Source organism: Streptomyces sp. NPDC006430, from assembly GCF_040612395.1.
GTDB lineage: Bacteria > Actinomycetota > Actinomycetes > Streptomycetales > Streptomycetaceae > Streptomyces.
Map to the genome: position 1 here is coordinate 95700 of NZ_JBEXQA010000017.1, position 26816 is coordinate 122515.

Here is a 26816-nt window from a genome sequence, read left to right on the forward strand (position 1 = left end):
TCACCGCCGAGAGCCCGGGTCAGAGGGTGTCCGAGGCCGAAGAACCCGAAGGGGGCCCAGACCACGTGGTCTGGGCCCCCTCGGCGTGTTCCGACGCCTACTGCGGCGGCAGCTTGTCCAGCTGGGCCTGGAGCCGGGCGATGTCCGACTCGGCCTTGGCGAGCCGGCCCTTGATCTTGTCCACGACGTTGTCGGGGGCCTTGGCGATGAACGCCTCGTTCCCGAGCTTGGCCTCCGCCTGCTGCTTCTCCTTCTCGGCGGCGGCCAGGTCCTTGCTCAGCCGCTTGCGCTCGGCCGCCACGTCGATGGTGCCCGACAGGTCGAGCGAGACCGTGGCGCCGGCCACCGGCAGGGAGGCGGTGGCGGCGAAGCCCTCGCCCTCCGGCTGGAGACGCAGCACCTGCCGGATGGCCGCCTCGTGCGGGGCCAGCGCCGTGCCGTCGAGCTCCAGGCGGGCCGGGACCTTCTGGCCCGGCTGCAGGCCCTGGTCGGAACGGAACCGGCGGACCTCGGTGACGACCTGCTGGACCAGCTCGATCTCCTGCTCCGCGGCCTTGTCGCGGAACCCGGAGTCCTTCGGCCACTCGGCGATGACGACCGACTCGCCGCCCGTGAGCGTGGTCCACAGGGTGTCGGTGACGAACGGGACGATTGGGTGGAGCAGCCGCAGGGTGACGTCGAGGACTTCACCCAGGACGCGTGCAGAGACCTTGGCCTGGTCGCCCTCCTCGAAGAACGTCGTCTTCGACAGCTCGACGTACCAGTCGAAGACCTCGTCCCACGCGAAGTGGTACAGGGCGTCCGCGAGCTTGGCGAACTGGTAGTCCTCGTAGTACGCATCCGCCTCGGCAACGACCTTGTTCAGCCGCGACAGGATCCAGCGGTCGGTCGCCGACAGCTGCTCGACCGGCGGCAGGTCGCCCTCGACCGTGGCACCGTTCATGAGCGCGAAGCGCGTCGCGTTCCAGATCTTGTTGGCGAAGTTGCGGGACGCCTGGACCCAGTCCTCGCCGATCGGAACGTCGACACCCGGGTTGGCGCCCTTGGCCAGGGTGAAGCGCAGGGCGTCGGAGCCGTACTTGTCCATCCAGTCCAGCGGGTTGACGGTGTTCCCGAACGACTTCGACATCTTCTTGCCGAACTCGTCCCGGACCATGCCGTGGAACGCGATCGTGCGGAACGGCGGCTGGCCGTCCATCGCGTACAGACCGAACATCATCATCCGGGCGACCCAGAAGAACATCAGGTCGTAGCCAGTGACCAGGACGGAGTTCGGGTAGAACTTCTCCAGGTCAGGCGTCTGCTCGGGCCAGCCGAGCGTGGAGAACGGCCACAGGCCGGACGAGAACCACGTGTCGAGGACATCGGTGTCCTGCGTCCAGCCCTCACCCGTGGGCGGCTCCTCGTCGGGGCCGACGCAGACCAGTTCGCCGTTCGGGCCGTGCCAGACCGGGATGCGGTGGCCCCACCACAGCTGGCGCGAGATGCACCAGTCGTTGAGGTTGTCGACCCAGTCGAAGTACCGCTGCGACATGTCGGCTGGGTGGATGTCGACCCGGCCGTCGCGGACCGCGTCACCGGCGGCCTTGGCCAGCGTCTCGACCTTGACCCACCACTGCAGCGACAGGCGCGGCTCAAGCGTCGTCTTGCAGCGCGAGCAGTGGCCCACGGAGTGGACGTAGGGGCGCTTCTCGGCGACGATCCGGCCCTCGGCGCGCAGGGCGGCGACGATCGCGGAGCGTGCCTCGAAGCGGTCCAGGCCCTGGAAGGGGCCGTGGACGGTGATGATGCCGCGCTCGTCGAGAACCTCGATGGATTCGAGGTTGTGGCGCTGGCCGATGGCGAAGTCGTTCGGATCGTGCGCCGGGGTCACCTTGACGGCGCCGGTGCCGAACTCCGGGTCGACGTGCGTGTCGGCGACGACCGGAATGGTGCGGTCGGTCAACGGCAGCTTGATCTGCTTCCCGATCAGGCGGGCGTAGCGCTCGTCGTCGGGGTGGACGGCGACGGCGGTGTCGCCGAGCATCGTCTCCGCGCGGGTCGTGGCGACGACGATGGTGTCCTCGCCCTCGCCGTACTTCATGGAGACGAGCTCGCCGTCGTCGTCCTGGTAGTCGACCTCGATGTCGGAGATGGCCGTCAGACAGCGGGGGCACCAGTTGATGATGCGCTCGGCGCGGTAGATCAGCCCGTCATCGAACATCTTCTTGAAGACGGTCTGGACGGCGCGGGACAGGCCCTCGTCCATGGTGAAGCGGTCCCGGCTCCACGCCAGTCCCTCGCCGAGGCGCCGCATCTGGCCGGCGATCTGCCCGCCGGACTCGGCCTTCCACTCCCACACGCGCTCGACGAAGGCTTCGCGGCCCAGGTCGTGGCGGGACTTGCCCTCCTTGGCGAGCTCGCGCTCGACGACGTTCTGGGTCGCGATGCCCGCGTGGTCCATGCCGGGCTGCCACAGCGTCTCGTAGCCCTGCATGCGCTTGCGGCGGGTGAGGGCGTCGATCAGCGTGTGCTCGAAGGCGTGGCCCAGGTGAAGTGAGCCGGTGACGTTCGGCGGCGGGATGACGATCGTGTACGCCGGCTTCTCGCTCTTCGCGTCGGCCTCGAAGTACCCGCGCTCTACCCAACGCTCGTACAGCGCCCCCTCTACCTCGGCCGGCGCGTACTGGGTCGGCAGCTCATGGGTAGGCGTCGGCCCGCTGTTGGGGCTCTGTGGAGTGTTGTCGGTCACGACGGCCATTCTAGGCCCGTGGCACCTCTGACCTCGCCTGACTTTCCCCGGGTGAGTGGGCCGTCACCGGGACACAAAGGTGGCCGCACGGATGAGATTCAAGTGTGACCAAGAACACGCCCGTGCGGCCGATGTTCATCGTACCCCTCCCGGCCGACGGTCTCGTACGGGGAGGTTGCCCCGCCTCACGGGACGGCGGGGCCCGCGGCCGTGGCAGTGGACGGCCATGCCGCTCGTAGGGGAGGGACGTGACGCAGCAGAACGTTGAGGGGCGACCGGGCATCGCTGCGGCCATCGTGGTGCACGAGGGCCGCGTGCTCATGGTGGCCGCCGACATCGACGTCAAGATCGCGTCCGACACGCTCGGGCACAGCGGCAACCGGATCACGCGCGATGCCCACCAGAGCAACCTCCCTCACGTCGGCAAGAGCGCCACTGAGGCCACTGACAAGTTGGCGCCCGCAGCGCAAGTCCGAGGAGGGCGAGGCCCGCAAAGGCCGACAACTGCTCCGCTCACGCACGGGGTCTCGAACCTCGGCCACCACGCGCGCCGACCGACTTCGGGAATAGCAAAAGCCCCAGGTCACGGCGAGTGAGTCCTGGGGCTTCTACAGAGCCGCCTTCGGGATTCGAACCCGAGACCTACGCATTACGAGTTGTCCGATCTTGATCCGGAGGTGTCCACCAGCACCCGCGTTGGATGGTGCTCCACAGGTCAACGGGCTAGACAGCTGCTAGCGAACATTGGTGGACGCGCCCAGAACTGAGTGAGATCGAGACCAGAACTGAGACCGAGGCGGTTCGTGCGGCATGATGCCGCCTATGACTGAAGGGTGGGGGATGGTCGTCGCGGCGGCCATCGCGTTGGTCGGTGTGCTGTGCGGCCTGTTCATCGGCCGGCGGCAGGTCCGCGATCAGGCGCAAATTGAGCACGGGCAGTGGCTTCGCGGCCAGCGCCAGGAGGCGTACGTCCGCTTCATCGCGGCCTGGGACGAGGGGATTCCCAAGTTCGAAGACAGGATCCTGACCGATGAATCCGACAGGTGGATCGGTTCCATGGACGAGAGCATGGAAGAGCTCGGCGACATGGCCGCGACAACAATGCACAAGGAGCAGGAGCCCCTTCGGGCGGCTGCGGAGCGTGTGCAGATGCTGGGCCCGGAGGAAGTTGAGGATGCGGTGTCCGCGATGCTCGCCACTGTGGACGCCCTGATCGTAGGGATCGTCACCCAGTACACCGAAGGCAACAGGGACAACCTGGAGCCCTACTGGGAGGCCATGGGGCAGACCGGCCCTCGGCGAGCTGCATTCGTCTCCGCCGCCCAGGGAGTACTCCGCACGGCCCCAGACACCGGCCGGCGTTGGCTCCGTTAGCACAGCGCGACCCCACTCTCGGACCGTAAGGGCCAGTGTGCCGGGTCGTGCGACCAGGGTGCCGCAGTAGTCGTCACTTCTTCTTCCGGAGCCGCCGTAACTTCGATGCGGCATCCTTCTCCTGCTGTTGAGCTAAGCCGCGCGCAGTCCAGCGTCCCTGGTGCTTTGCGCACTGGCCGCTCCCCTTGATCGCCTTGTTCTTGCAGCGGCCCCCGCTCTGGTTCCGGGCTCCACACGTCGGCTGGGTCATGCCTCGTACCTGCCTTCCTCGCGTCGGCCATGCGGACGCCGGCATCGTCCCGCCACAGCACTGACGGGGGAAGGCTTGAGGCAGGCAGACAGGAAGCACGACGGATCGCATGGCGTCAGGGGGAGCGCTTCTGGCATGGCGTTTGTCGATTGAGGGGGCACCACGTCGATGCCAGTCCGTCCGTCAAGGAGGCCTTGGCAGCACAGGGCTCACCGCAGATCACTATTCGATGTCAGCCGGGCTGAGTACCATCACTTCCCCACAGCCTCTGGCTACATGACCCATCCATGCTTGTAAGTTCGGGGGTCCGTCGTGGATCTTTTCAGGCGCGTTGATCTCTCTACGCCTCCATCGAAGCGCTCTGGGGTATCCGTAGGCAACGAGATGGAGCTGGCTCTGCTCCGCGCCCTGCTCCCGCTCGCTGAAGAACGTGCAGCTTTGAACGTGGCACTGCACACGTTCACTCGGTCATATTGGGCTCAAGCTGAAAATAAAGCCTGTTCCGTGATATTTAATCACGCCTTGAACGACTTCACGCTGCTTCTCGCACACCTTTGGGGAGGTGATGGCAGAAGTGCAATAAGGGCAGCTCGCTCACTGTACGAACATCTAGTTAACTACTGCTTCGTTTCGAATGACCCGGCGGCTGCGGACAGGTATCTAGGCCATCAAGCCGTTACGCATCAGATTCTTGCGAAATCGCGGAAATGGCTCGGAATGCTGGATGGAACGGAGAAGAAAAAGGAAGAGCATCACCTGAACAAATTGGGCAGAGATAGCGCGAAACTTTACCAGGACATGCTCGCTGCACACAGCTCCAAGTTCGTCGGAGATTGGGCGCGTCTGGACTTGTACTCTCGCGCTCGACTTTTCGACCTGCACGGCGACTACGACACTTACAGGCTGTTTTCCCAGGTAACGCATGGCAGTACAGGCGGAGTGCTTGGGACGGTCCGGCCGACGGGGGGTGAAGTCGTGCACCGTATGGGACCATCCCTGGAGCTAGCTATTATGGCTTTCCCTGAAGGGGTGTCCTATTTCATGACACTTGCTTCGCGGATTGAAGCGCTCAATGGAGTGAATGCGGTCGAACTGGTTGGAGCGCTGGATGCTCTGCTCTCCAAGTGGCCCGACTATCGAAGGGCCTGCAAGTGGGTAGATAGCCAGCTCTGGCCAGAAAACCCGCCAGCTTCAGCGATGGCGATAATGGGGATCTTTCCTGGTGGTCGCGTGCGCTGGTATCTCCATGAATCTGCACTGAAGTTGATCATTGCCGCCATCCCGCCGGATAACTCGGAGTTCCTTGAATCGAAAGCTAAGGAGCAATTGGAGGCATCTATGGCTCGCGGTTTGAAGTGGGATGAAGAAGGCCGCCCGTTCACTGTCGCCGTTCCCGTTCCTGTTGCTGTGAGACCGGGGGCTCCTTGGCTTCCTGACAACGGGATTCTTATGCCACGTGCACGTGGCACGGGTGGAACTGGCAGCACGGTCTTCGGAACGGCTTGAACGCATGCGATGCTGAAAGCGGCGAGACGCTACCGATTCCCCGGTGGCGACGTCAAGGAAGGGGAGTCGAGTGCCGCAGGCCAGTCCGCGAGGTACGTACTTGCAGATCTCCGAGTCTCTGCGACAGAAGATTGAGCAGGGGAAGATCAGGGAGGTACTGCCGTCCGAGGCCGAGCTGATGCGTACGTACGGCGTCGGTCGGACGACCATCGGGCGCGCGCTCAAGGCACTCAAGGCCGACGGCGTCATCGAGTCGGTCCAGGGTGCCGGGTGGTACGTGGCCGGTACGGGCGACCGCCGGCCGCTGGTGGAGCGTGTGACGGACCTGCTCCGCGCCGAGGGCACGGCGATGGGTGACACCTTCCCGTCCGAAAGCGAGCTGTGTGCGAGGTTCGGCGTGTCTCGTACCGCCGTACGCACGGCCATTGCTCAGATGGAGGGCAAGGGCCTTATCGAGATGGGCCCGAGCCGTCGTCGGCAGGTACGGGCCCTCCCACCCGGAGCAGGAGGCTCGTAGCCTTGGCAACCATGGACCTTACGGAGCGGGCATACGGACTCGCTGAATCCCTGCTGGCTGAGCCGCTGCCGCGCCGCTGGGCGCACTCCCTCGGGGTCTCCGGACGTGCCCGCGAGCTCCGGACCATTCTCGGCGAGGACGCCGCGCTCATGGAGGCCGCAGCCGTCCTGCACGACGTCGGCTACTCACCCCTCATCGCGTCGACCGGCTTCCACCCTCTCGACGGCGCCCGGTTCCTCCGGGACCAGGAAGGGCTGGACGAGCGTGTCGTCCGGCTGGTCGCCCATCACTCCTACGCCCTGCTTGAAGCTGAGGAGCGTGGGCTCCGCGGGGAGCTGGAGAGCGAATTCGAGCTGGAGCGGCCAGCTCTCGTGGATGCACTGGTGTTCTGTGACATGACGACCACCCCGGATGGTGGACACACCACCGCGGGAGACCGCGTCAACGAGATCGTCGGCCGGTACGGGCCTGACACCATCGTGGGCCGCTTCATCCAGCGAGCCGCCCCCGAAATCCACGGGTCCGTGCAGAGGGTGCAGGGCCGACTTGGAGCAGCTCAGGAGTCCACTCAGCCGATGTAGGGCGCGCTCCGGGCTGCATCAAGCCCGTGGGTGATACGGAGCCGCATTGACGGGTGGATGTCCAACTTGTCGAGGTCCGCCGGGGCGACCCAGCGGACCTCCTTGGACTCGGAGCTGGTTCGCAGGGAGCCGCCGATCGGCCGAGCATGGAAGCAGATGGAGAACTGCTGGCGGACCTCGCCGTCGTCGTACGCCATGACGTGCTGAGGGTCGGTGTAGAGGCCGACGATGTCCTCCACAACCACAGCAATGCCGGTCTCCTCCTCCACCTCGCGTACGACTGTCTGGGCGATGCTCTCGCCTGCATCATGGCCACCGCCAGGCAGTGCCCACAGGTTGTTGTCGGTCTTGTGGATGAGCAGGAGGTCCCCCCGCTCATCACGGACAACAGCAGTTACGGAGGGCACGACCGAGTTGGCTGTGGGAGCGTTCGGATCACGGAAGTAGTCAATGCGGCTCACGTGTTGGCGCCTTCATAGTCGGTGGGCGAGGTGATTCGCCGGGCGGTCTCCCAGACCCGCTCGACGCTCTCGGCGTACGTATCGAACAGCTCGCCGCCGGGAACGCGCTGCAGGTGGAGCACGGGCGCCATGTAGGCGCCGACGCCGTACACGTGACCGTTGGCCAACAGCTCGTTGTCGGCTCGGTAGATCGAGTTGTAGAGCGTGGTCGAGTGCAGCCTGAACTCCACGCCTGGCAGTCGGAACAGCGGCGCATAGTTGAGTAGGGCGTTCTGAATCTTGGCGGCCATAGCCAAACCGATTCCTTCGTCGTCACCCCGTACGGCAACGGCCGCGCTAGCGGGGTCGCCCAGCATGAAGCGCACCGGGACGCCGGCGGCTGACTTCTCCCGAACGAGTCGATGGAAGCGCGAGTCCTCCGTCAGCCAGAAGCCGGAGTACACCAGCACGTCGAAATGGCTGGCTGCGTCGGCGTACAGCTTGGTCCAGGCATCTTGCGGGACCACCGAGCGGTGCGGATAGAGCGTCAGAATCTCGGACCCGCTGGAGGCCGTGACCTCCTCGGAAGTCCGCTCGTCCGGCCAGAGGTACGAGACCTCCCGCCGGAGCATCGACGCGAGGGCGTACTGAAACCGGCGATAGGGCTTGCGTCTTGGGTCAGCGATCCAGCGCTCGACCGTCTTGGGTGACACCCCGAGACGCTCGGCGACCTGCTCCAACTTGAGGTTGCTCTCCACGATGGCTCCGCGGAGCCGCTCGTTCGCCATACGACCTCGCCCAACTAGGACGTCCTGGGACGACTTTGACTCTAGCGAGTAGGGCGCAAGTCGTACATGCACGGAGTCCAACGTCCCGCGCTTCCCAGCCATGCTGGTCATGTCGCCGACGAGAGCGGCAGATCCGACACCCCGAAGCCTGCCGGTTGACGGCGCGGATCTGATCTGTCACGGTAAGAGACATGTAATACATGCATCGCTTCGGCGCATAGCAGTCCCGTTGGTTCCGGCGTTGCCCCGTGCATACGGGAGCCCTTCGAGGTTTCCACGCCTCGCCGGAGAGCCGTCGTTCCTTGAGAACTCAACAGCGTGAGGTAGTCGCCTCCTACTCAAAAGGCGGCCAGCGCGGCCAAGGCCCGCGCGCTCAGCTCCGCGGCCTCATGCTGCGGCCGGTTGCCTCCTCCGCCCGTCCGCCGCTCCGGCGGACGGGCGGGGTCGAGGGGAGCCGGAGTTCTTCCCGCTTCACCCCCAACGCAGTGCAGCCCCGGTGCTCGAACACCGGGGCTGCTGTTGGGTCCCGTTCCTCTACAGAAGGAGCAAGACCCGTGGAGTCCATCGCTGCACTTCAGAACCGTGTTACCCCGTGGTCCGACGGCCTGGAGCCGTCGGACGCGGAGCTGGACGCGATCGAGACCGAGATGCCGCTGATCCTGGCGGAGGTCGAGTTGCTCGACGCCCTGATCGCGCTGCTGGACCGCCCGGCGTCGGAGTTCGACGCGCGCCGGATCCGCCGGGCCCGCAACCGGGTCCTCACCGCCCGTACGTCGCTCGCCAACCAGACCGCCGCGTCGCTTCCGGGTGGTGCCGCATGACGCACACCGCCCGCCTGGTCAACTCCTGCTGCGGTGAGTGGGAGGTCTACGTGCCGACCAGCAATCCCGTTCCCAGGGAGTGGCCGGAGCACCTGTTCGCCCGCACTTCGCCCATCCCCACCGTGGCCGAACGCACCGCGGCTCTGACCGGCCTCGGCTACGAGATCGTCCCGGGCCAGAGGTGGGAGTGGGACGAGCTGGAGGACGACGACACCGGCCCGGTGCGCCTGGTCGCGTCGGTCACCGTCCGCCTGATCGGCTCCGAGGAGTCCCGGTGACGGCGCGTTCGCCGCTGGAGCAGGTCGCCGTGCTTGAGGGGATGCTGTCGAAGCTGACCCGGGTGCTGGTGGCCGTCGCGTTCGTGGCGCTGGTCTTCACCGCATCGAACGTGACCATGTTCGCCATCGACCACCACGTCTCGCCGTGGATCGCCTGGCTCCTGGACCCGATGGTCGCGGTCGCGCTCGGTACGGTCCTCATCTTCGACGGCCGTCTCTCCGAGTACGGGCTCTACCCGTCCGGCTGGGCGGCGGGGCTGCGCTGGTTCACCGGCCTGGGCACGTGGGTGATGAACTGCTGGACTTCCCTGTGGCCAGCGGGTGCCTCCTTCGGGTTTCCCCGCGAGGTGGACCCGGCCGGGCTCGTCCTCCACTCTGTCCCCCCGGTCCTCCTGATCGTTCTCGCTGAGGCGATCAACCACTACCGGGGCCAGATCCTCGCGAAATGCGCCGCACTCCGGGCTCTGGTGGACGCCGAGGTGGACGAGGTGGACACCACCACCGTCCACAGCCCCTCCACCCCGGTACCCGTCACGACGGTGGTGGACGTCCAGGCGGAGCCCGTCACCGAGGCGCCGTTCCGGGCGCCGCTGGTCATCTGCGGTGACCGGCAGGTCTTCCACCCCGCTTTCCCCCTCACCGCCAGCCCCGTCCACCCGGCCGAGCCGGAGCCTGAACGCCTGTCGGCCGAAGAGGCCGCGAACGTGATCCGCGCGTGCTGGGTGCAAGGCAAGAACCTGCCGGAGGCGGCCCGGCTTTCCACCCGTTCCACCTCCTACGTCCACAAGCTCTACCAGCGACTCAACGACGAGCGTCAAGCCCGTGACTTGGTCACCGTCGCGATCGGCGCCGAGGGATGAGCACGCTGCCCGTCTACTCCTGGCACCTCGCCCCGGACGGGCTGGCCACCCGTCGCCAGCTCCGCGCCGCGGGGCTTCGGCCCGGTGGACAGGACGTGGTCGCTCAGGTGGAGCGGCCCCGCCGCCGGCGCGGACCGCTGATCGCCTACCTGTACCGGATCGACCTTGCGAAGCCGGTCCGGCCGATGACCGCGAACCGGTGGGCGGCCCTCGCGAAGGCCGACGCGGCCCGTCGCCGGTGCCCGGTCTGCCGCGATCACCTTCCGTACGTGATTCCGACCTCGCTCGGCATGTGCGTGGCCTGCCACGACCTCCCCGCACAGTGCGCCGCCTGATCTTTCCCAAGGAGACAACCCGATGACTGAGACCAGGCCGGAGACGATCCGGTACACCGCCGACGTGGTGTGCATCCGAGGCGCCAACGTGCTCGTGATCGAGCGCGGCTGGCCGCCCCACCAGGGCAGGCTGGCCCTGCCCGGCGGACACGTCGATCCTGGCGAGACCTCCCGCCAGGCCGCCGCCCGCGAACTGCTGGAGGAGACCGGCGTCCGCGTCACCCCGGACGCGCTGGTGCTGGTCGGCGTGTACGACGCCCCGGAGCGCGACCCGCGCGGCCGGTACGTCACCGCCGCCTACGCGGCCACCGTCCCCGACGACACCACCGCAACTGCCGGCGACGACGCTGCGGCGGTGCGGTGGGTGCCGCTGGCCGCCCCGGGCGAGTTGGCGTTCGACCACGGCGAGATCGTCCACGCCGCGTGGCGCCGACGGTGCGCCGCCTGAAAGTCCCCGTGCGGGGCCCGGCCCTCTCCACCACAGATCCGGCCGGGCCCCTATCTCCCCTGAAGGAGCACGTTCAGCATGACCGACACCATCACCGAACCGGTAGCTCCACCCGTGGAAACCGGCTCCGATCCCGCCGTCGCCACCGACGCCACCAGCGCAGTTGCCAGCATCGAGCACACGTCGGGTGGCTTCCCCGTGGTGCCTCTCGCCCTGTCCGGAGCGAATGCCACGGCCGGCCTGCTCGCCGCCACCGCCATCGCCGGGGGCCCGCTCGCCGCCGCGGTGGCGATGACCGGCGCCGTCGCCCTCGGCACCGCCGCCGCCCGCAAGCACAGCAAGCCCGACAAAACCAAGACCACTTCGAAGTCCGCAGCCCCGGCAGCCCGTTCCGCCGGTACAGGCCGCGTTCCCACACAGCGCCCGTCCGCTCGTCCCGGGGCCACCACGCCCCGCAATGGCGCCGGGAAGGTGAGCCACCGGGCCGGGAGCCCTCCGGCCAACGGGAAGAGCGGCTCACGTCCGGGCAAGGGCGGGATGCCGTCGGCCCGCCAGCGTGCCGGCCAGGCGGCGGGCCGTCTGGCCGGGGGCAGGGCGGGGCAGGTGCGCGAACTGCGCGCCGCGGCACGCGCTCAGTCCCCGAGCAGGGCAGCCGCTCGTACGGCGGGGGTGCAGGCGCGGCGGCAGGTCGCCGACAACCGTCGGGCCGCCAAGGCCGCCGAACGCGCCACCAGCACCAAAACCGCTCGTGGTCCGGCCGCGCGGACGCTGTCCAAGGGCATGTCCAAGGCCGCGGCCGTCCGCGACAAGACCGTTGGCGCCGCCCGCCGGGTGCGGGACCGCGCTGCAGGCCGGGCTGTCGCCTCCGGTCGTGAGGGGATCCGGCAGACCGCGCACCGCAAGCGAGTCGCCCAGCTCGCCGCCCCGGCCCGCAAAGCCGCCCGCAAGGCCTTGCGCCGCTCAGCCGCCCGCTTCCACGGGCGCCGGGCGGTGGCCGGGCTGCTCGCCGGGGCGGCCGGGGTGCTCGGTCTGGTGAGTACGCCGCTGGGCCGGAAGCTGCGGATGCCGTCGCTGATGCACCCCGGCCGGCGCCTGTACCGGGCGCTGGTCGAGCGGGCCCGCACGGCCCGTGAGGCCCGGGACGCGGAGATCCGGGCGCGGCTGGAGCAGGACGAGGAGGCCGCCGAGCAGCAGGCGGTGGCCGAGCAGAGCGAGGACGAGCAGCAGATCGGGGACCGCGTCGAGCGGCCCGCAAGCCATGTACCGGCACCTCCCACCAGCGAAGGAGCAACCCAGATGAGCACGGCTTCTGGTTTCCGGTTCGAGGAGTACGCGGCCGAGATGGAGGCCGCCGCTCAGTCCTACGAGCCCGACAACGCGATGGAGATCCTCGCCATGATCGAGGGTCTCCCGCACGCGCTCGGTTCGGTCGCCAACGTCATGAAGATCCTCAGCGAGCGCGCCGACGAGGAGTTCCCCCTGCACAAGGCCGTCGCCGAGACGTTCCGCGACTGCTTCGGCGCCGTCATGGCGTCGGTGTCCCTCGCCGAGGAAATGGGGCCGGTGTTCCGGCAGGTCCACGAGGCCGACATCGCCCGCCACGAGGACCCCCGCAACGGCCACGAGGCCGAGAAGGGCTGGAACGTCTGAGATGAGCGCCCACACCATCAAGCACGACGATGGTCCGGCGTGGGACTGGGCGGCCGGTCACGGACCTGTGACCGGCGCCCTGTCCGCCACCACCGGAGCCTTCGCCGTCTCCACCGTCGGCACCCTCGCCCACATGCCCCCCACCTGGGCCCTCGCCGTCGGCACCGCCGGAGCGATCGGCCACACCGCCACCGGCCTGCGCCAGAAACTCGCCGGACGCACCATCGGCTCCCGCGCCGCCTCCTGGCTCCTGGGCGGCGGCTGGACCACCTGGGCCCTCGCGTCCGGCCCGCTGACCTGGACCGCGCTCGGCTCGCTGGCCACCCTCGGCGTCGCCATCGGCGCATCCGCCCGCGCCACCGGCCTCTACGAAGAAGCCCGCGAACTCGAAGCCCTCGAAGCCGCCGAACGCCACGTCGCCCGCGAACTGTCCGCGGAACGGCGCAGCATCGCCGCCGAATGGGTCGACCGCATCCAGCGCGTCTGCGGCATCACCGTACGCGTCCTGGCGGTGGAGATCTGGCCCACCGGGACCGGCTTCACCATCGACGCCGAACTCCCCGCCGGCGGCGTGACCTACGACCGGATCGCCCGCGAGAACGCCAAGCTCTCCGCGGACGCCCGCCTGCCCCACGGCTGCACCGCCGCAGCCACCCCCGGCGTTGACCAGGGACGGGTGCTCATCGACGTGACCACCGCCAACGTCCTGGCCGCCGAGGTCCAGTACCCCTCCGACTACAGCGCTCTCTCCATCCACACCGGGGTCCCGTGGGGGTACCGGACCAACGCGGACGAGATCCGCGCCTACCTGCGGGAGCAGTGCGCGCTGGTCGTCGGCCCGACCGGGTCGGGCAAGACCAACATGGTGCACGTCATCCTCGCCGGGTTCGCCCGCGCCACGGACATGCTGACCTGGGTCATCGACCTGAACGCGGGATCGGCCGGCCTGCCGTGGGTACGGCCCGCGATGGAAGGTGGGCAGGGACAGCCAGTCCGGCCGGGTGTCGACTGGCTCGCCTCCACCCACGACGAGGCCATGCTGATGCTGGAAGCGGCCCTGCGGATCGGCCTCTACCGCAAGCGCGCCTACCAGGACCTCATGTCCAAGGCGAACACCGACCTCCTCCCCGTCAGCGCACAGATCCCTCAGATCATGATCGTGATCGACGAGGGCGCCGAGATCCTGACCAGCGGGGATCCGGAGATGCGCAAGCTCGCCAAGAAGATCCTCGAAGTGATCCGCATGCTCCGCGCCATGGGCATCCGCACCGTCCTGACCGCCCTGGGAGCCACCGGGTCGGTTCTGGGCAACCTCATGATCCGCCGCGAAGCCAAGGTTCGTGTGGCTCTCACCGGCGGCGAGACCGAGGGCATGGACCTGTCCAAGCTCTTCCCCGGCGGCCGCGGCCTGCGGGTCGAGCAGGCACCCCACAAGGGCACCGGCTTCATGGGCACCCCCGAATCCCCGGTCGCCCTGTTCGGAACGTGGCGGATCCTGCCCAACCAGATCCGCGACATCGTCCACGCCACGTCCGACCGGCACCCCCGCCTCGACGACATCTCCGCCAAAGCCGCAGGCCCTGACTACGCCCGACGCTGGGACCAGGCCCGCACCGCGTGGATCAACAGCCACCAGCAGACCAGCGATCCGGCCGAGCCCCCTGCCACGAGCAGCACCGCGACCGGCGCGAGCGCAGTTCTGAGTCTGTCGGCGCTCCGCGAAAACCCGCCCGCAGCCGCACACGCCGTCACGGATGAGGACGTGATGGCGGCCGAGTTCATGGCCCAGATCGACGCGCAGTTCGGCACCACCCCCGAACCGTCGGCCGAGGTCGGACCCGCGGCCGAGGCCGAGCAGCTGGAGGCGGGTACGGGACTGAACCTCTCCGCGCTCCGCGACGGCAAGGAGACCGGGCCCGCCTGGCTGGCGGACGCGGTCACCGCGATCAATGCGGCCGGGACGGACGGGATGAAGCCGGCTGCCGTCGCCGACCTCGTCGGCCGCAGCCGCGAGGCCGTCCGCAAGACCCTCAAGGCCGCCGCCGAGCGAGGCGAACTGATCTACCGCGACCGCGGCCCCCACTCCGTCTACGTCCACCCCGACCACGCCTGACAGCGCCACACACGGCTACCGCCTACCGCCTACCGCCAACTTGGCAGTAGGCAGTAGAACGGCCCACTACTGCCCACCATGGCCCTCCATCAGGGCATTTGGCAGTAGGCAGTACCGGGTTGGCAGTAGGCGGTAGGCAGTAACCACCCACACGCAGAGCGACCACCCACCGCGCCCGGCCGCACACCACGGGGCCGTCCGCACCGCGTCCAGGAGCCTGCAATGCCCTATGAACCCATCCTCCCGAGCACCACCGCGCCCGCCCGCTACGGCGACCCGATCCTCTACCCCACCGCCGTCCAACACCCAGTGATGCCGCTCGCGGAACTGCCTCCCGGGGTCCAGCTCGTCACCCTCCCCAACGGCATCCGCACCCTCGCCTACACACCCCCGGCCGAGCCCGTACCGGCGCCGGTCCAGCCGATCCCGGCATGGGCCAAGACCACCGCACTCCTCGCCCCGACCCTCGGCGCCGGCATCGCCGCCGCCGGGTTCGGGATCGCCTACGCAGCCCCGGGACTGATCGCCATGACCGACGCCCTCTGGGCCGCCATCACCCTCATCGCCGCCGGCGTGCTCGCCCCCGCCCTCCTGCGAACCACCCGCAGGGCCGGACAGGGCACAGCGCCGATGCAGCACATCACGCAGAACATCAGCGCCACCGGCCTCTTCGGCCGAGCCACCGGGACCCTCAACAACCACTGAAAGGCCCGCCCGTGGACCAAAGCCCCCTAGGTGAACGCGTATCGGACGCGATCGCCCTCCTGGTCGGCAAGCGCACGATCCGCTGCCCCCACCCGGGGTGCCGCGTCAGCGTCCGCTACAGCCACGTCACGCCTGACGAGGCCAGGCGCCTGACCGGCATCGCCACCGACCACACCCGCCACTGACATGACGAGGGCGGCCCCGTCTCGCCAAAGTCCGGGCCGCCCTCTTCCAGCTCTCACTGGAGGAATCCAGCATGACCCATCACCCCGCATCCGCGCTGCTGACGGCCGCGCTCGATGCAGCCGCCCTGGGCTGGAGCGTGTTCCCGCTCCGCCCCGGGCAGAAGCGGCCCGCTCTCCACGGGCAGGAGCACTGCCCCGGCCTGGGCGACTGCGCCGGCGGGCACCGCAAGTGGGAGGTTCGGGCCACCAGCGACCCGGACCGGATTCGCCGAGCGTGGGACCGGCTCCCGTTCAACGTCGGCATCGCCACCGGCCCCTCGAACCTCGTCGTGGTCGACCTCGATATTTCGAAGAGCAAGGGCAGTTCGGAAGCGCCGCGCGGCGCAGAGACCTTTCAGGCGCTCTGCGAGCGCGCCGGGCAGCCCCTCCCGGCCACCCTCTCGGTGCGGACGCCCACCGGCGGATCCCACCTGTACTTCACCGCCCCCGCCGGAGTCAGGCTGAGGAACTCGGCGGGCAGGCTCGGCCCGCTCATCGACACCCGGGCGTGGGGCGGATACGTCGTCGCCCCTGGCAGTGTCACGGCCACCGGAACGTACGAGGTCAGCAGCCCGCTGACTCCGGCGCCGTTCCCGACGTGGCTGTACTCCCTGCTCGCGCCCCGCCAGGCGTTGCGCCAGCTCACCGGACGCCCCACCCTCGCCCAGCGCACCGGCCGATACGCGGCCGCCGCCCTGAACGCAGAGACAGCGTCGGTCGAGTCGGCCCCGAACGGAGAGCGCAACGGGACTCTGCTGCGGGCCGCCCGAGCTCTGGGGCGGTTCATCGCCGCGGGCGACCTTCCCCGCGATGTGGTGGAGGAGGCTCTTCAGGGAGCGGGGGAGTCAGCTGGCCTGCCGTCTTCCGAGTGCCGCACCACGATCCGCTCTGGTCTGAACTGGTCCATCGCCCGCAACGCGATGAGGCGGACGGCATGAACCACCACCCCCGCTCCTCCTTGAAGAGCCTCACCCAGACCCCCACCGGCCCGAGCTCCGCCGAACCGGCCCCTGTCACAGTCGGGGGTAGGGCGCCGAAGGTCGTCGCCGAAGGCGTCCCTTCTGCTGTTCGCCGTGACCCGCGCACGGCAGACGGCCGGTACGTCGTCGCCGTCCTGCACATCTGCGCCCCGCGGGGCGCCATCCCCACCGCCACCTCGACGTGCGAGTGCGGCCACAGCCGTTCCGCTGTCGGCCAGCGGCAGGTTCTCACCCTCATCCAGCTCCACACCGACCACCGCGCCGCATGCCCGCTGGGCCGCATCGCCACCGCTCACCGGAGGAAGGCCGCATGACCATCGCCACCCAGACCCTGCCCGCGCCCAACCCGACGGCCACGGACGGCTCCCGCCTGCTGGACGAAGTGGAGTCCTTCCACCGGCGCTTCAACGTCTTCCCGACCGAAGCCGCCTACGTCGCCGTCACCTTGTGGGACGCTCACGCGCACCTGCTGGACTGCTTCGACTCCACCCCGCGCCTCGCGTTCCTCTCCCCCGAGCCCGGGTCGGGGAAGTCTCGCGCGCTGGAGATCGTGGAAACCCTGGTCCCGCAGCCGTTGGTGGCCGCGAACGCGTCCGCCCCGGTGCTGTTCCGGGCCGTCTCCACCCTGGACACCCGGCCCACGATCCTCTTCGACGAGGTAGACACGATCTTCGGTCCCAAGGCCGGGGACAACGAGCCCCTGCGCGGGTTCCTGAACGCGGGCCACCACCGGGGCGCCGGCATGTGGCGGTGCGTCGGTGACGGCACCAACCAGACCGTCCAGGAGTTTCCCAGCTTCTGCGTAGTCGCCATGGCCGGGCTCGGCTCCCTGCCCGACACAATCCTGACCCGGTCGGTCATCATCCGGATGCGCCGCAGGGCCCGCAACGAACGCGTCCAGCCCTTCCGCCGGCGCCTCCACGCCCCGGAGGGTCACGCCCTGCGCGACCGGCTCGCCGACTGGGCGGACAGCGTCCGGCACCTGGTCGACGGGGTGTTCCCGGAAATGCCCGACGAAGTGACCGACCGGCCCGCCGACGTGTGGGAGCCGCTCCTGGCCGTCGCCGACGCAGCGGGGGGCGCATGGCCCGCCCGGGCCCGCGCTGCGTGCGCCGAGATCGTGGCCGCGTCCAAGCAGGACGACAAGGGCAGCATCGGGATCCGGTTGCTGACCGACCTGCGCGACCACGTCCTCAACGGGATCGAGCGTCTGCCCACCATCTCCGTCCTGGACCGCCTCTACGCGCTGGAGGAGGCGCCTTGGGCGGACATGGGTGGCAAGCCGCTGACTTCCCGGGGCCTGGCGAAGATGCTCGGCGAGTACATGACCGGCGACAACAAGCCGGTCGAGCCCCGCAACATCAAGAGCGGCGGAGCGGTCCTCAAGGGCTACTACGCGGCCGATCTCGCGGACGCATGGGCGAGGTACTGCCCTCCCCCCACCCCCTGAGAATCCGCTACTTCCGCTACCTCCGCTACCTCGCAGGTCAGAGGCCCTGCGGAGGTAGCGGATAGCCCGAAAACATCCGCTACCCCACCAGCAACTTCCGCTACCGGCCTGGCCCCAACGGCCGGGCCGGTCGCGCACCTATCCGCTACCGCTACCCAATCCGCTACCGCGATCAAGTCCCTGACCAGGGCGGTAGCGGAGGTAGCGGCAGTAGCGGATTTCTACGAGCGGGGCGGCAAAGCCCCGCTACTCCGTCGCCGTGGAGGCAACCAGATGACCACCGCCATCGCCCCCTCCGCCCGCGTTCTCTGCACCGTGGAAGCGGCGGCCGAGCTGCTCTCGCTCGGCCGATCCACCGTCTACGAGCTCATGGCCGCCGGCGAGTTGCCGTTCGTCAAGGTCGGCCGGGCCCGTCGGATCCGTCGGACCGACGTCGACGCGTTCGCCGCCCAGCTCCCGCCGCAGCCCGTCTGATCTCTCAGCGCCACTTACTGGCGGCCCCGGGAACCCCCGGGGCCGCCTTTCACATGGAGGAGCACAGCAGCTCGTGAGCACCCGCAAGCCGAACATGGAGTCGTCCATCTACCTGGGCAGTGACGGGTGGTGGCACGGTCGCGTCACGATGGGCGTCAAGCCCGACGGAGGGCCCGCCCGCCGACACCGTCGGGCCAAGACCGAGACCGCAGTCACCAAAAAAGTCCGCGAGCTGGAGAAGCTGCGCGACGAAGGCCGGGCGACGAAGGCCGGACGGAAGCCGACCGTTGCGGAATGGATGGATACCTACCTGACCACGATCGCGAGCCTGAAGCTCAAGCCGCGGTCCCTGGACGACTACTGGTCGAAGACCCGCAACGACATCATCCCCGGCGTCGGGAAGCACCGCCTCGACAAGCTCGCGCCGGAGCACCTGGAGGTGATGTACGCGGCCATGATGGAGGAGGGACACGCGCCGTCGCACGTGGTCAAGGTGCACCGGATCCTCTCCCGCGCTCTGAAGATCGCCCACCGTCGCAGGCTCATCACCGAGAACGTCGCCACGCTCGTTGACCCGCCGTCCGTCGACGAGACCGAAGCGAACCCGTTCTCGCGGGACGAGTCCAAGGCGTTCCTCGCGGCTGCCGCGAAGCGCCCGACCTTCATGCGGTGGGCCATCGGCGTGGGCATGGGCTTCCGGCAGGGCGAGGCCCTGGGCCTGCGTTGGCAGTACGTGGACCTGGAGCAGGGGCTGTTCCACCCCGCCTGGCAGCTCCAGCGCCTCACCTGGAGGCACGGCTGCAAGAACGCGCACGCCTGCGGCGCCCGGCTCCACCGCTTTGAGCCCTGCCCTGCCGACTGCTCTACCCACAAGGGCTACAAGCGCGGCTGTCCCAAGCCGTGCGCGAAGACCTGCCGCCGGCACGCCAGCACCTGCCCCGAGCGGAAGGGTGGCGGGCTGGCCTTCACCCGGCCGAAGACGAAGAAGAGCCAGCAGCCCGTGCCGATCCCGCCGCCCTTCCTGCCCTACCTCCTGGAGCACCGCGCGAAGCAGGAAGAGCAGCGGCAGGCCGCCGGGGAGCTGTGGGAGGAGTGCGGCGCCGTATTCACCCGGGCCGACGGTCGGCCTCTCGACCCGCGGGCCGACTGGGAGGAGTTCAAGGAGCTACTGGAGGAAGCGGGGATCAGTGACCGCCGCCAGCACGACGGGAGCCGTCACACGGCGGGCACGATCCTCAATGAGTTGGGCATCGACATGCCCACCATCATGGAGATCCTCCGGCACACACAGATCAGCCAGACGAGGCGGTACGTGAAGGGGCGATCGGAGCTCTCGCGGGAAGCGATGCGTCGGATGGGCGAGGCGTTCATGCCTGGCCCCGATCCGGTGTCTGAGACCAGAACTGAGACCGAGAACACCCGAGCGGCCCGCGCGCGACGGCGGCGCAAGATCCGCTAAATAGCAAAAGCCCCAGGTCACGGCGAGTGAGTCCTGGGGCTTCCACAGAGCCGCCTTCGGGATTCGAACCCGAGACCTACGCATTACGAGTGCGTTGCTCTGGCCAACTGAGCTAAGGCGGCACCGCTGGTCAGACAAGTGTTCCCTCGGAGAGGGGCGCTCATCAGCAGCGGCGCCAAGTCTACAGGCTGAAAGGGGGTGCCTCGAACCGGGTTGAGGGAGGGTGGGACATGGGACGCATACCGGTGGGAGTCACCCCCCTGGCGGCGGTTACGCGCACTTCTTCCCGTCCTTCGGCGGGGTCCCCTGCAGCAGGTACTGGTTGATCGCCGTGTCGATGCAGGAGCTGCCGCGCCCGTACGCCGTGTGCCCGTCGCCGTCGTACGTGAGCAGGACCCCCGAGTCGAGCTGCTGCGCGAGGGCCTGGGCCCACTTGTACGGGGTCGCCGGGTCGCGGACGGTGCCGACCACCACGATCGGCGGGGCGCCCTTCGCGGTCAGCGGGTGGGCCGTGCCGTTCGCCTTGACCGGCCAGTACGTGCAGTTCAGCGAGGCCCAGGCCAGGCCCGCGCCGAAGACCGGGGAGGCCTTCTCGAAGGAGGGCACGGCTGCCTGGACCGCCTCCGGCCCGGAGAAGGCCGGCGGCTGGTCGAGGCAGTTGACGGCGGCGTTCGCGTACATCAGGTTCGCGTACCGGCCGTCCGGCTCGCGCTCGTAGTAGCTGTCGGCGAGGGCGAGCAGGCTGGACCCGTCGCCGTTCATCGCCGCCGTGAGCGCCTCGCGCAGCTGCGGCCACGCGCTCTCGTCGTAGAGCGCGGCGATCACCCCGGTCGTGGCGAGGGACTCGCCCAGCGGGCGGGCCGGATCGCCGCTGGGCACCGGCTGGGCGTCGACCTTGCGGAAGAACTCCTGGAGGCGCGCGGCCACCGCGTCCGGGCCGCCCTTGCCGAGCGGGCAGTCGGGCTGCTTCGCGCAGTCCTTGGCGAAGGAGCGGAAGGCCGTCTCGAAGCCCGCCGTCTGGTCCCGGTTGAGTTCGAGGGCCGGGCGGGAGGGGTCCATCGCGCCGTCCAGGACCAGTCGACCGACCCGGCCGGGGAAGAGTTCCGCGTAGGTCGCCCCGAGGAAGGTGCCGTACGAGGCCCCCACGTACGTCAGCTTCTCGTCCCCCAGCACCGCGCGGAGCATGTCCATGTCGCGGGCGGCGTCGACCGTGGAGACGTGCGGCAGCACCCGCTGGGAGCGGGCCTTGCAGCCGGCCGCGAACTCCTTGAACGCGGTGACCAGCTCGGCCCGCTCCGCCGCGTTGTCCGGCGTCTGGTCCACCTGCGTGTACGTGTCCATCTCCGGGCCGCTCAGGCACTGGACGGGACTGCTCCGGTCCACCCCGCGCGGGTCGAAGGAGACCATGTCGTACTGGGCACGTACGGGCGCCGGATAGCCGACGCCCGCGTACGCCTGGAGGTACCCGATGCCGGAGCCTCCGGGGCCGCCCGGGTTGACCACGAGCGAGCCCAGTCGTTTGCCGGGGCCGGGGGCCTGGCGGCGGGACAGCGCGAGCTCGATGTCCTGGCCGGACTCGGGGTGGGCGTAGTCGAGCGGCGCCTTCATCGTGGCGCACTGGAAACCGGGGACGCCGCAGTCGCGCCAGCTCAGCTTCTGCTCGTAGTACGGGCGCAGTGCGGCCGGGACCGTGGTCGGGGCCGCCGACTGAGGGGCGCTCGAGTAGGACGCGGCGGCGCGGGGTCCCCCAGGACCGCCCGAGGTACACCCGGAGAGCAGCAGCCCGGCAGCTGCGATCACGATTCCTGTGGTGCGCAGCAAGCGACTGGTGTCCATCCTCGGAGCCTACGTGCTGCCGGCGACCGGAGCGGGGCGCCCCCGGGCCGACCCGCCGTCCGGAGCCTGAGGGTCCGCCGCAGCCCAGCCCGGACCCGCACCCCGGCCGACCTCGCCGGATCACCCGTACGGGTGATCCGGTCAACGTCCGTTGCAACAGGTGGCCGGCGGCGCGCGGAGGCTCGGGTCAGCCCGCGCGGAGGGACATCGTCATCGCCTCGACCGCGAGGAGCGGGGCCACATTGCGGTCGAGGGCCTCGCGGCAGGCGATGATCGCTTCGATCCGGCGCAGGGTGCGCTCCGGCCCGGAGGCGCGGGCGATCCGGTCGAGGTCAGGCCGTATCTCCTCGTTCGCGATGGCCAGCGAGGAACCGAGCTGCAGGGCCAGCACGTCCCGGTAGAAGCCCGTGAGGTCGGTCAGTGCCAGGTCGAGGGTGTCTCGCTGGGTACGGGTGCGGCGGCGCTTCTGTCGATCTTCGAGCTCCTTCATCACCCCCGCGGTACCGCGCGGCATCCGGCCGCCGGTGCCGGAGCCGGCGCCGAGCGCGGCCCGCAGTTCCTCGGTCTCCTTGGTGTCGACCTCCTCCGCGACCTGCTTGGCGTCCTCGGCGGCGGCGTCGATCAGCTCCTGAGCGGCCTTGAGGCAGCCACCCACGTCATCGATCCGGAGCGGGAGCTTCAGCACGGCGGCCCGGCGGGCCCGGGCGGCCTCGTCCTGCGCGAGACGACGGGCCCGCCCGATGTGTCCCTGCGTCGCCCGCGCGGCGGCTGCGGCGACGGCGGGCTCGATGCCGTCCCGCCGGACCAGTACGTCGGCGACGGCGGCGACGGACGGGGTGCGCAGGGTCAGGTGCCGGCAGCGGGAGCGGATGGTGGGCAGCACATCCTCCAGCGAGGGCGCGCACAGCAGCCACACGGTTCGCGGGGCCGGCTCCTCCACGGCCTTCAGCAGCACGTTGCCCGCGCCCTCGGTCAGCCGGTCCGCGTCCTCCAGGACGATGACCTGCCAGCGGCCCACGGCGGGGGAGAGCTGAGCCCGGCGGACCAGGTCGCGGGTCTCCTTCACACCGATGGACAGCAGATCGGTGCGGACGATCTCCACATCGGCGTGCGTGCCGACCACGGTGGTGTGGCAACCGTCGCAGAACCCGCAGCCCGGCTCGCCCCCGAGGGCACGGTCGGGGCTGGTGCACTGGAGGGCGGCCGCGAAGGCACGGGCGACCGTGGACCGCCCGGAGCCGGGCGGTCCGGTGAACAGCCAGGCGTGGGTCATCCTGGAGCCGTCGGGCTGCGGCGTCCCGGCCTCGACGGCGGTGACCAGGGCGTCGGCGTCACGGGCGGCGGCGGCCAGCTGCGCCTGCACCCGCTCCTGTCCCACCAGGTCGTCCCATACGGGCATCCCGCCCACCGCCTTTCGCTTCCGTCCGCTCGTACCGCTGGTGCCCGCCCCCAGTGTGGCGGGCGCCACTGACAATCCCCGTCAGCGGCGGCGAGGCCCGCCGTCGTCGTCCTCGTCGTCCCGGTGCGGCCCGAGCAGCTCGTCCGCCAGGGTCGGCAGGTCGTCCAGCGGGGTCTCCTCGGCCCAGACGGGCCGCGGCCGGCCCGGCCGGCTCTGCCCGCTCTGCCCGCTCTGCCCGCTCTGCCCGCTCTGCCCGCTCTGCCCGCTCGGCGCGCTCGGCGCGCTCGGCGCGCTCGGCGCGCTCGGCGCGCTCGGCCGACCGTCGTCGCCGAGGGCAGGGAGCTCACGGGTCACTTCATTGTCGGAATCCCGGAAGATGCCCGGTGGCACCCGGTCCGCCGGGCTCTCCTGCGAACGCCGGGCCGTCGGCCGTACGGCGGAGCGGGCCTGACCGTTCGAGGCCTCGGCAGCGGGAGGGCTCGTACGGGACGGACGTACGGGCGGCAGGACGGCCGTCTCGTCGGCTGGGCCGGCCGCGGGGACGGCCGGCAGCACCGAGGTCTGTGCCGTCGGATCGACCTTCGGCACCGGAACCGTCTGGGTCACGTCGTCCGGCTGCACGACCCGCTTGGCCACCGGGGTCTCGACCGTCACGGCGTCGTCCGGGAACGGCTCCTTCGTCATCGCCACCTTGGGGGAAGGCGCCGCGGGAGCACTCGGGGCGGGAGCCGGAGCAGCTGCCGAAGACGCCGCCCGGGCCGCCGCAGCAGCCGCGGCCTGGGCAGCCGCAGCAGCCGCGGCCAGACGACGGGCTTCCTCGGCCTTGAGCAGGGCTTCCTCGGCCCGCCGCTGCTTCTCCAGCCGCCGCTCCTCGGCCTCGGCGCGCAGCCGGGCTTCCTCCTCCGCCTGCTTGCGCAGCCGCTCCTGCTCCGCCGCGCGGGCCTTCTCCTCGGCCTCCGCGCGCAGCCGCTCGGCCTCGGCCCGGGCGCGGGCCTCCTCCTCGGCGCGCAGCCGCTCCTCCTCCGCCTTGCGAGCGGCTTCGACCTCGGCCCTGATGCGCGCGGCCTCGGCCTCGGCCTTCAGCCGGGCTTCTTCCTCGGCCTTCAGACGCGCTTCCTCCGCCTTGCGCGCCGCTTCTTCCTCGGCCCTGCGCCGGGCCTCCTCCTGGGCGAGGCGCCGGGCCTCGGCCTGAGCCGCGAGCTCGGCCTCGGAGAGCGGAAGCATTCGGTCCAGGCGGTGCCGTACGACGGTGGTCACCGACTCCGGGTCCTGCCCGGCGTCGACCACCAGGTAGCGGCCGGGGTCGGCCGCGGCGAGGGTCAGGAAGCCGGCCCGTACCCGCTGGTGGAATTCCGCAGGCTCCGATTCCAGTCGGTCCGGCGCCTCCGTGAACCGCTCGCGCGCCGCCTCCGGCGACACGTCGAGCAGCACGGTCAGGTTCGGGACGAGCCCGTCCGTGGCCCAGCGCGAGATCCGGGCGATCTCGGTCGGGGACAGGTCACGGCCGGCGCCCTGGTAGGCCACCGAGGAGTCGATGTAGCGGTCGGAGATGACGACGGCGCCGCGCTCCAGGGCGGGGCGGACCACCGTGTCCACGTGTTCCGCCCGGTCGGCGGCGTACAGCAGGGCCTCGGCGCGGTTCGACAGCCCGGCCGAGGAGACGTCGAGCAGGATCGAGCGGAGCCGCTTGCCGACCGGGGTGGCCCCCGGCTCGCGGGTCACGACGACCTCGTGGCCCTTGCCCCGTATCCAGTCGGCCAGCGCCTCGACCTGGGTGGACTTGCCGGCGCCGTCCCCGCCCTCCAGGGCGATGAAGAAGCCGGCGTCGGAGGCGGCCTGCACCGGCTCCCCGCCGCGCAGCGCCTCGCGCAGGTCGCGGCGCAGCGGCACGCCGCGGCGGTCGTCGGCCTTGGCGAGCACCACCACGGCGACCGGCAGCAGCAGGGCGCCGACCAGCATCAGGGTGAATGCCGCCCCGCCGTGCTCGAAGACGACGTCCCCGGCGGCGAGCCGGTGCGGGCCGATCGCCGCGGCCAGGACCGGGGCGAGGACGGCTCCGAGGGCCACGGCCACCCGTACGACGGCCTGCAGGTGCTCGGTGACCCGGGCCCTGCGGAACTCCTCGGTCTCCTGGTCCAGCAGGGTGTGCCCGGTGTTGGCGGCGATGCCCGCGGCGGTACCGGCGAGCAGCGACAGGAACAGCACGGTCGCCGTGTCCGGGACCAGCCCGCTCAACAGCAGGGCGAGCCCCGCCACCGCGACGGCCAGGGCCAGCAACCGGCGCCGAGAGAGTGCGGGGAGCACCTTGCCGGCCTGGGTGGCGCGGATGCCGATGGCGGTGCCGCCGAGCAGGGCAAGGACGAGCAAGGCGAAGGTGGCGGGGCCGCCGCCCAGGTCGAAGGCGTGCAGGACGGCCACGGCGGCTGCGCTGGACACGGCCCCGGCGACCGCGGCGCAGGCCAGGACGAGCAGCGGAACGGCCCCCGTACGACCCTTGTCCGGGCGGTCCCCCGCCTTGGGGGCCCGCAGGCCCTCCAGCGGGGAGCGCGGGCGCGGGGTCTTCGACGCGGGCAGCACCAGTGGGAGCAGCAGCGACACGGATGCCGCGAAGAGTCCGGAGGCCACGTACGAGCCCAGGGCGGACTGGTTCGCGGCGAACCAGTCCACGCCGAGGCCGAGGGCCTTGCCGACCAGGGTCGCGCCGAGCAGTACGGCGGCGGCCACGGGCATCGCTGCGAAGGAGGTGCGCAGGTTCAGCCGGCGCAACGCGTCGAGGTGGTCGGGCAGCGGCCGTACGGTCGCCCCCTCCGGCGGCGGCGCGGGCAGCAGGGCGGGGGCCGCACTGTCCTTGGCCAGGGTCCACAGCCGCTCGGCGACGCCGGAGACGAAGACGGTGGCGAGCAGCGCGGTCAGTGCGTGGGCCGGGATCCAGTCGAGCCAGAGCGGCGCGACGACGAACAGGCCGAGCCGGATCCCGTCGGCGCCGATCATGGTCCAGCGGCGGTCGAGCTTGCCGCCGGCCTCCCTCGGCGCGAGGAGCTTGGCCAGCGGCCCGAGCAGCACCGCGCCGAAGAGCAGGGTGGAGAGGATCCGGACCCCGAAGACGGCGGCGATGGTGAGGGCCCAGCCCTGGTAGCCGCCCCCGAAGGTCTCCTCGGTGACGCCCGTCTGGAAGGCCAGCAGCACCAGCACCAGCAGTGCGAGGGCATCACCGATGCCGCTCACCAACTGGGCGCTCCACAGCCGGCGCAGCCTGGGTGTGCGCAGCAGGGCGCGCACCGCACGCTCGCGGGAATCCGCGGCGAGGGCTTCGTCGTAGGTGGGGTTCGCGGGGGCGGTCACGACCGTTGGCTGCTCGGCTCGCGTCATCCGCCCAGCCTATCCGTTGCGCTTGCCAGCTGCGGAGCCCTGTGGACAACCCCGGCTGTGACCCGTCCCGCACTCTGGCCTGCGGGGGCGCGTGGCAGGTGCGGCTGCGTCAACCGGAGGTGGGGACCGAAGCGGAAGGGCCCCGTGCGTACGCACGGGGCCCTGGCCACGGATCGGTCGAAACCCGGTCCGAAGCCCGGTCCGAAAGCCGGTCCGAACCCCGGTCCA

At 70.2% G+C, this 26816-nt stretch carries 24 protein-coding genes, 1 tRNA gene and 1 pseudogene; 19 read left to right on the forward strand and 7 right to left on the reverse strand.

What is annotated here, in order from left to right:
- Window positions 1–97 precede the first annotated feature (97 nt).
- Window positions 98–2731 carry a valine--tRNA ligase gene (locus ABZZ20_RS23435; RefSeq protein ID WP_356872538.1) on the reverse strand — a complete coding sequence of 878 codons (2634 nt, stop codon included), beginning with the start codon at window positions 2729–2731 and terminating at the stop codon, window positions 98–100.
- Between the two features lie 317 nt (window positions 2732–3048).
- Between ABZZ20_RS23435 and ABZZ20_RS23440 the strand changes: the two are divergent.
- The 5 genes and pseudogenes from ABZZ20_RS23440 to ABZZ20_RS23460 all read left to right on the forward strand — a co-directional run.
- A pseudogene (locus tag ABZZ20_RS23440) lies at window positions 3049–3301 on the forward strand (hypothetical protein); the annotation flags it as partial.
- Between the two features lie 252 nt (window positions 3302–3553).
- Window positions 3554–4105: a hypothetical protein gene (locus ABZZ20_RS23445; protein ID WP_356872540.1), complete on the forward strand. Its 552-nt coding sequence runs from the start codon at window positions 3554–3556 to the stop codon at window positions 4103–4105.
- Window positions 4106–4739: 634 nt separating this feature from the next.
- Entirely contained in the window at window positions 4740–5861 is a 1122-nt protein-coding gene (locus tag ABZZ20_RS23450; RefSeq protein ID WP_356872542.1) for a DUF5677 domain-containing protein, read from the forward strand.
- Between the two features lie 70 nt (window positions 5862–5931).
- Window positions 5932–6378 (forward strand): GntR family transcriptional regulator, encoded by a 447-nt coding sequence (locus tag ABZZ20_RS23455; protein WP_356872544.1) that lies wholly within the window; start codon window positions 5932–5934, stop codon window positions 6376–6378.
- An 11-nt stretch (window positions 6379–6389) separates the two neighbouring features.
- Window positions 6390–6959 (forward strand): HD domain-containing protein, encoded by a 570-nt coding sequence (locus ABZZ20_RS23460; protein WP_356872546.1) that lies wholly within the window; start codon window positions 6390–6392, stop codon window positions 6957–6959.
- Here the strand turns inward: ABZZ20_RS23460 and ABZZ20_RS23465 are convergent.
- Both ABZZ20_RS23465 and ABZZ20_RS23470 read right to left on the reverse strand, forming a co-directional pair.
- Complete coding sequence (locus ABZZ20_RS23465) at window positions 6947–7420, reverse strand: NUDIX domain-containing protein (RefSeq protein ID WP_356872548.1); 474 nt, start codon at window positions 7418–7420, stop codon at window positions 6947–6949. The genes ABZZ20_RS23460 and ABZZ20_RS23465 overlap by 13 nt on opposite strands.
- The gene (locus ABZZ20_RS23470; RefSeq protein WP_356872550.1) at window positions 7417–8187 is read right to left on the reverse strand and encodes a helix-turn-helix transcriptional regulator; all 771 of its coding nucleotides are present in this window, start codon (window positions 8185–8187) and stop codon (window positions 7417–7419) included. Before ABZZ20_RS23470 ends, ABZZ20_RS23465 begins: the two co-directional genes overlap by 4 nt.
- A 554-nt stretch (window positions 8188–8741) precedes the next feature.
- Between ABZZ20_RS23470 and ABZZ20_RS23475 the strand changes: the two genes are divergently transcribed.
- From ABZZ20_RS23475 to ABZZ20_RS23540, 14 genes are all read left to right on the forward strand, one after another.
- Window positions 8742–9008: a DUF6284 family protein gene (locus tag ABZZ20_RS23475; protein WP_356872552.1), complete on the forward strand. Its 267-nt coding sequence runs from the start codon at window positions 8742–8744 to the stop codon at window positions 9006–9008.
- On the forward strand, window positions 9005–9286 hold the full coding sequence (locus tag ABZZ20_RS23480; RefSeq protein WP_356872554.1) for a DUF6303 family protein: 282 nt from the start codon (window positions 9005–9007) through the stop codon (window positions 9284–9286). The genes ABZZ20_RS23475 and ABZZ20_RS23480 overlap by 4 nt, the downstream gene beginning before the upstream one ends.
- Entirely contained in the window at window positions 9283–10146 is an 864-nt protein-coding gene (locus tag ABZZ20_RS23485; protein ID WP_356872556.1) for a hypothetical protein, read from the forward strand. The genes ABZZ20_RS23480 and ABZZ20_RS23485 overlap by 4 nt, the downstream gene beginning before the upstream one ends.
- Window positions 10143–10481, forward strand: a complete 339-nt coding sequence (locus ABZZ20_RS23490) for an RRQRL motif-containing zinc-binding protein (RefSeq protein ID WP_356872558.1) — start codon at window positions 10143–10145, stop codon at window positions 10479–10481. The genes ABZZ20_RS23485 and ABZZ20_RS23490 overlap by 4 nt, the downstream gene beginning before the upstream one ends.
- 22 nt (window positions 10482–10503) lie before the next feature.
- Window positions 10504–10929: an NUDIX hydrolase gene (locus tag ABZZ20_RS23495; RefSeq protein ID WP_356872560.1), complete on the forward strand. Its 426-nt coding sequence runs from the start codon at window positions 10504–10506 to the stop codon at window positions 10927–10929.
- Window positions 10930–11007: 78 nt separating this feature from the next.
- Window positions 11008–12579, forward strand: coding sequence for a hypothetical protein (locus ABZZ20_RS23500; protein ID WP_356872562.1), 1572 nt, complete (start codon window positions 11008–11010; stop codon window positions 12577–12579).
- A 1-nt stretch (window position 12580) separates the two neighbouring features.
- Window positions 12581–14692, forward strand: coding sequence for a hypothetical protein (locus ABZZ20_RS23505; protein ID WP_356872564.1), 2112 nt, complete (start codon window positions 12581–12583; stop codon window positions 14690–14692).
- Window positions 14693–14914: 222 nt separating this feature from the next.
- Complete coding sequence (locus ABZZ20_RS23510) at window positions 14915–15397, forward strand: hypothetical protein (RefSeq protein WP_356872566.1); 483 nt, start codon at window positions 14915–14917, stop codon at window positions 15395–15397.
- Window positions 15398–15408: 11 nt separating this feature from the next.
- Window positions 15409–15582 (forward strand): hypothetical protein, encoded by a 174-nt coding sequence (locus ABZZ20_RS23515; RefSeq protein ID WP_356872568.1) that lies wholly within the window; start codon window positions 15409–15411, stop codon window positions 15580–15582.
- A 71-nt stretch (window positions 15583–15653) separates the two neighbouring features.
- Window positions 15654–16559, forward strand: a complete 906-nt coding sequence (locus ABZZ20_RS23520) for a bifunctional DNA primase/polymerase (RefSeq protein WP_356872570.1) — start codon at window positions 15654–15656, stop codon at window positions 16557–16559.
- Entirely contained in the window at window positions 16556–16915 is a 360-nt protein-coding gene (locus ABZZ20_RS23525) for a hypothetical protein (protein ID WP_037835249.1), read from the forward strand. The genes ABZZ20_RS23520 and ABZZ20_RS23525 overlap by 4 nt, the downstream gene beginning before the upstream one ends.
- Window positions 16916–17469: 554 nt before the next feature.
- Window positions 17470–18051 (forward strand): DUF3631 domain-containing protein, encoded by a 582-nt coding sequence (locus tag ABZZ20_RS23530; RefSeq protein ID WP_234318060.1) that lies wholly within the window; start codon window positions 17470–17472, stop codon window positions 18049–18051.
- A 273-nt stretch (window positions 18052–18324) separates the two neighbouring features.
- Window positions 18325–18525, forward strand: coding sequence for a helix-turn-helix domain-containing protein (locus ABZZ20_RS23535; protein ID WP_030152660.1), 201 nt, complete (start codon window positions 18325–18327; stop codon window positions 18523–18525).
- A gap of 73 nt (window positions 18526–18598) precedes the next feature.
- Window positions 18599–19984 carry a tyrosine-type recombinase/integrase gene (locus tag ABZZ20_RS23540; protein WP_356872572.1) on the forward strand — a complete coding sequence of 462 codons (1386 nt, stop codon included), beginning with the start codon at window positions 18599–18601 and terminating at the stop codon, window positions 19982–19984.
- A gap of 48 nt (window positions 19985–20032) precedes the next feature.
- On the opposite strand, the gene ABZZ20_RS23545 is transcribed toward ABZZ20_RS23540, so the two are convergent.
- From ABZZ20_RS23545 to tmk, 4 genes are all read right to left on the reverse strand, one after another.
- Window positions 20033–20106 (reverse strand) — tRNA-Thr (locus ABZZ20_RS23545).
- 148 nt (window positions 20107–20254) lie between these two features.
- Entirely contained in the window at window positions 20255–21820 is a 1566-nt protein-coding gene (locus ABZZ20_RS23550) for an alpha/beta hydrolase (protein ID WP_356872574.1), read from the reverse strand.
- 187 nt (window positions 21821–22007) lie between these two features.
- A complete protein-coding gene (locus ABZZ20_RS23555; RefSeq protein ID WP_356872576.1) occupies window positions 22008–23219 on the reverse strand; it encodes a DNA polymerase III subunit delta' in 1212 nt (403 codons plus the stop codon).
- An 81-nt stretch (window positions 23220–23300) separates the two neighbouring features.
- Window positions 23301–26588 carry a dTMP kinase gene (gene tmk, locus ABZZ20_RS23560; RefSeq protein ID WP_356872578.1) on the reverse strand — a complete coding sequence of 1096 codons (3288 nt, stop codon included), beginning with the start codon at window positions 26586–26588 and terminating at the stop codon, window positions 23301–23303.
- Between the last annotated feature and the right edge of the window lie 228 nt (window positions 26589–26816).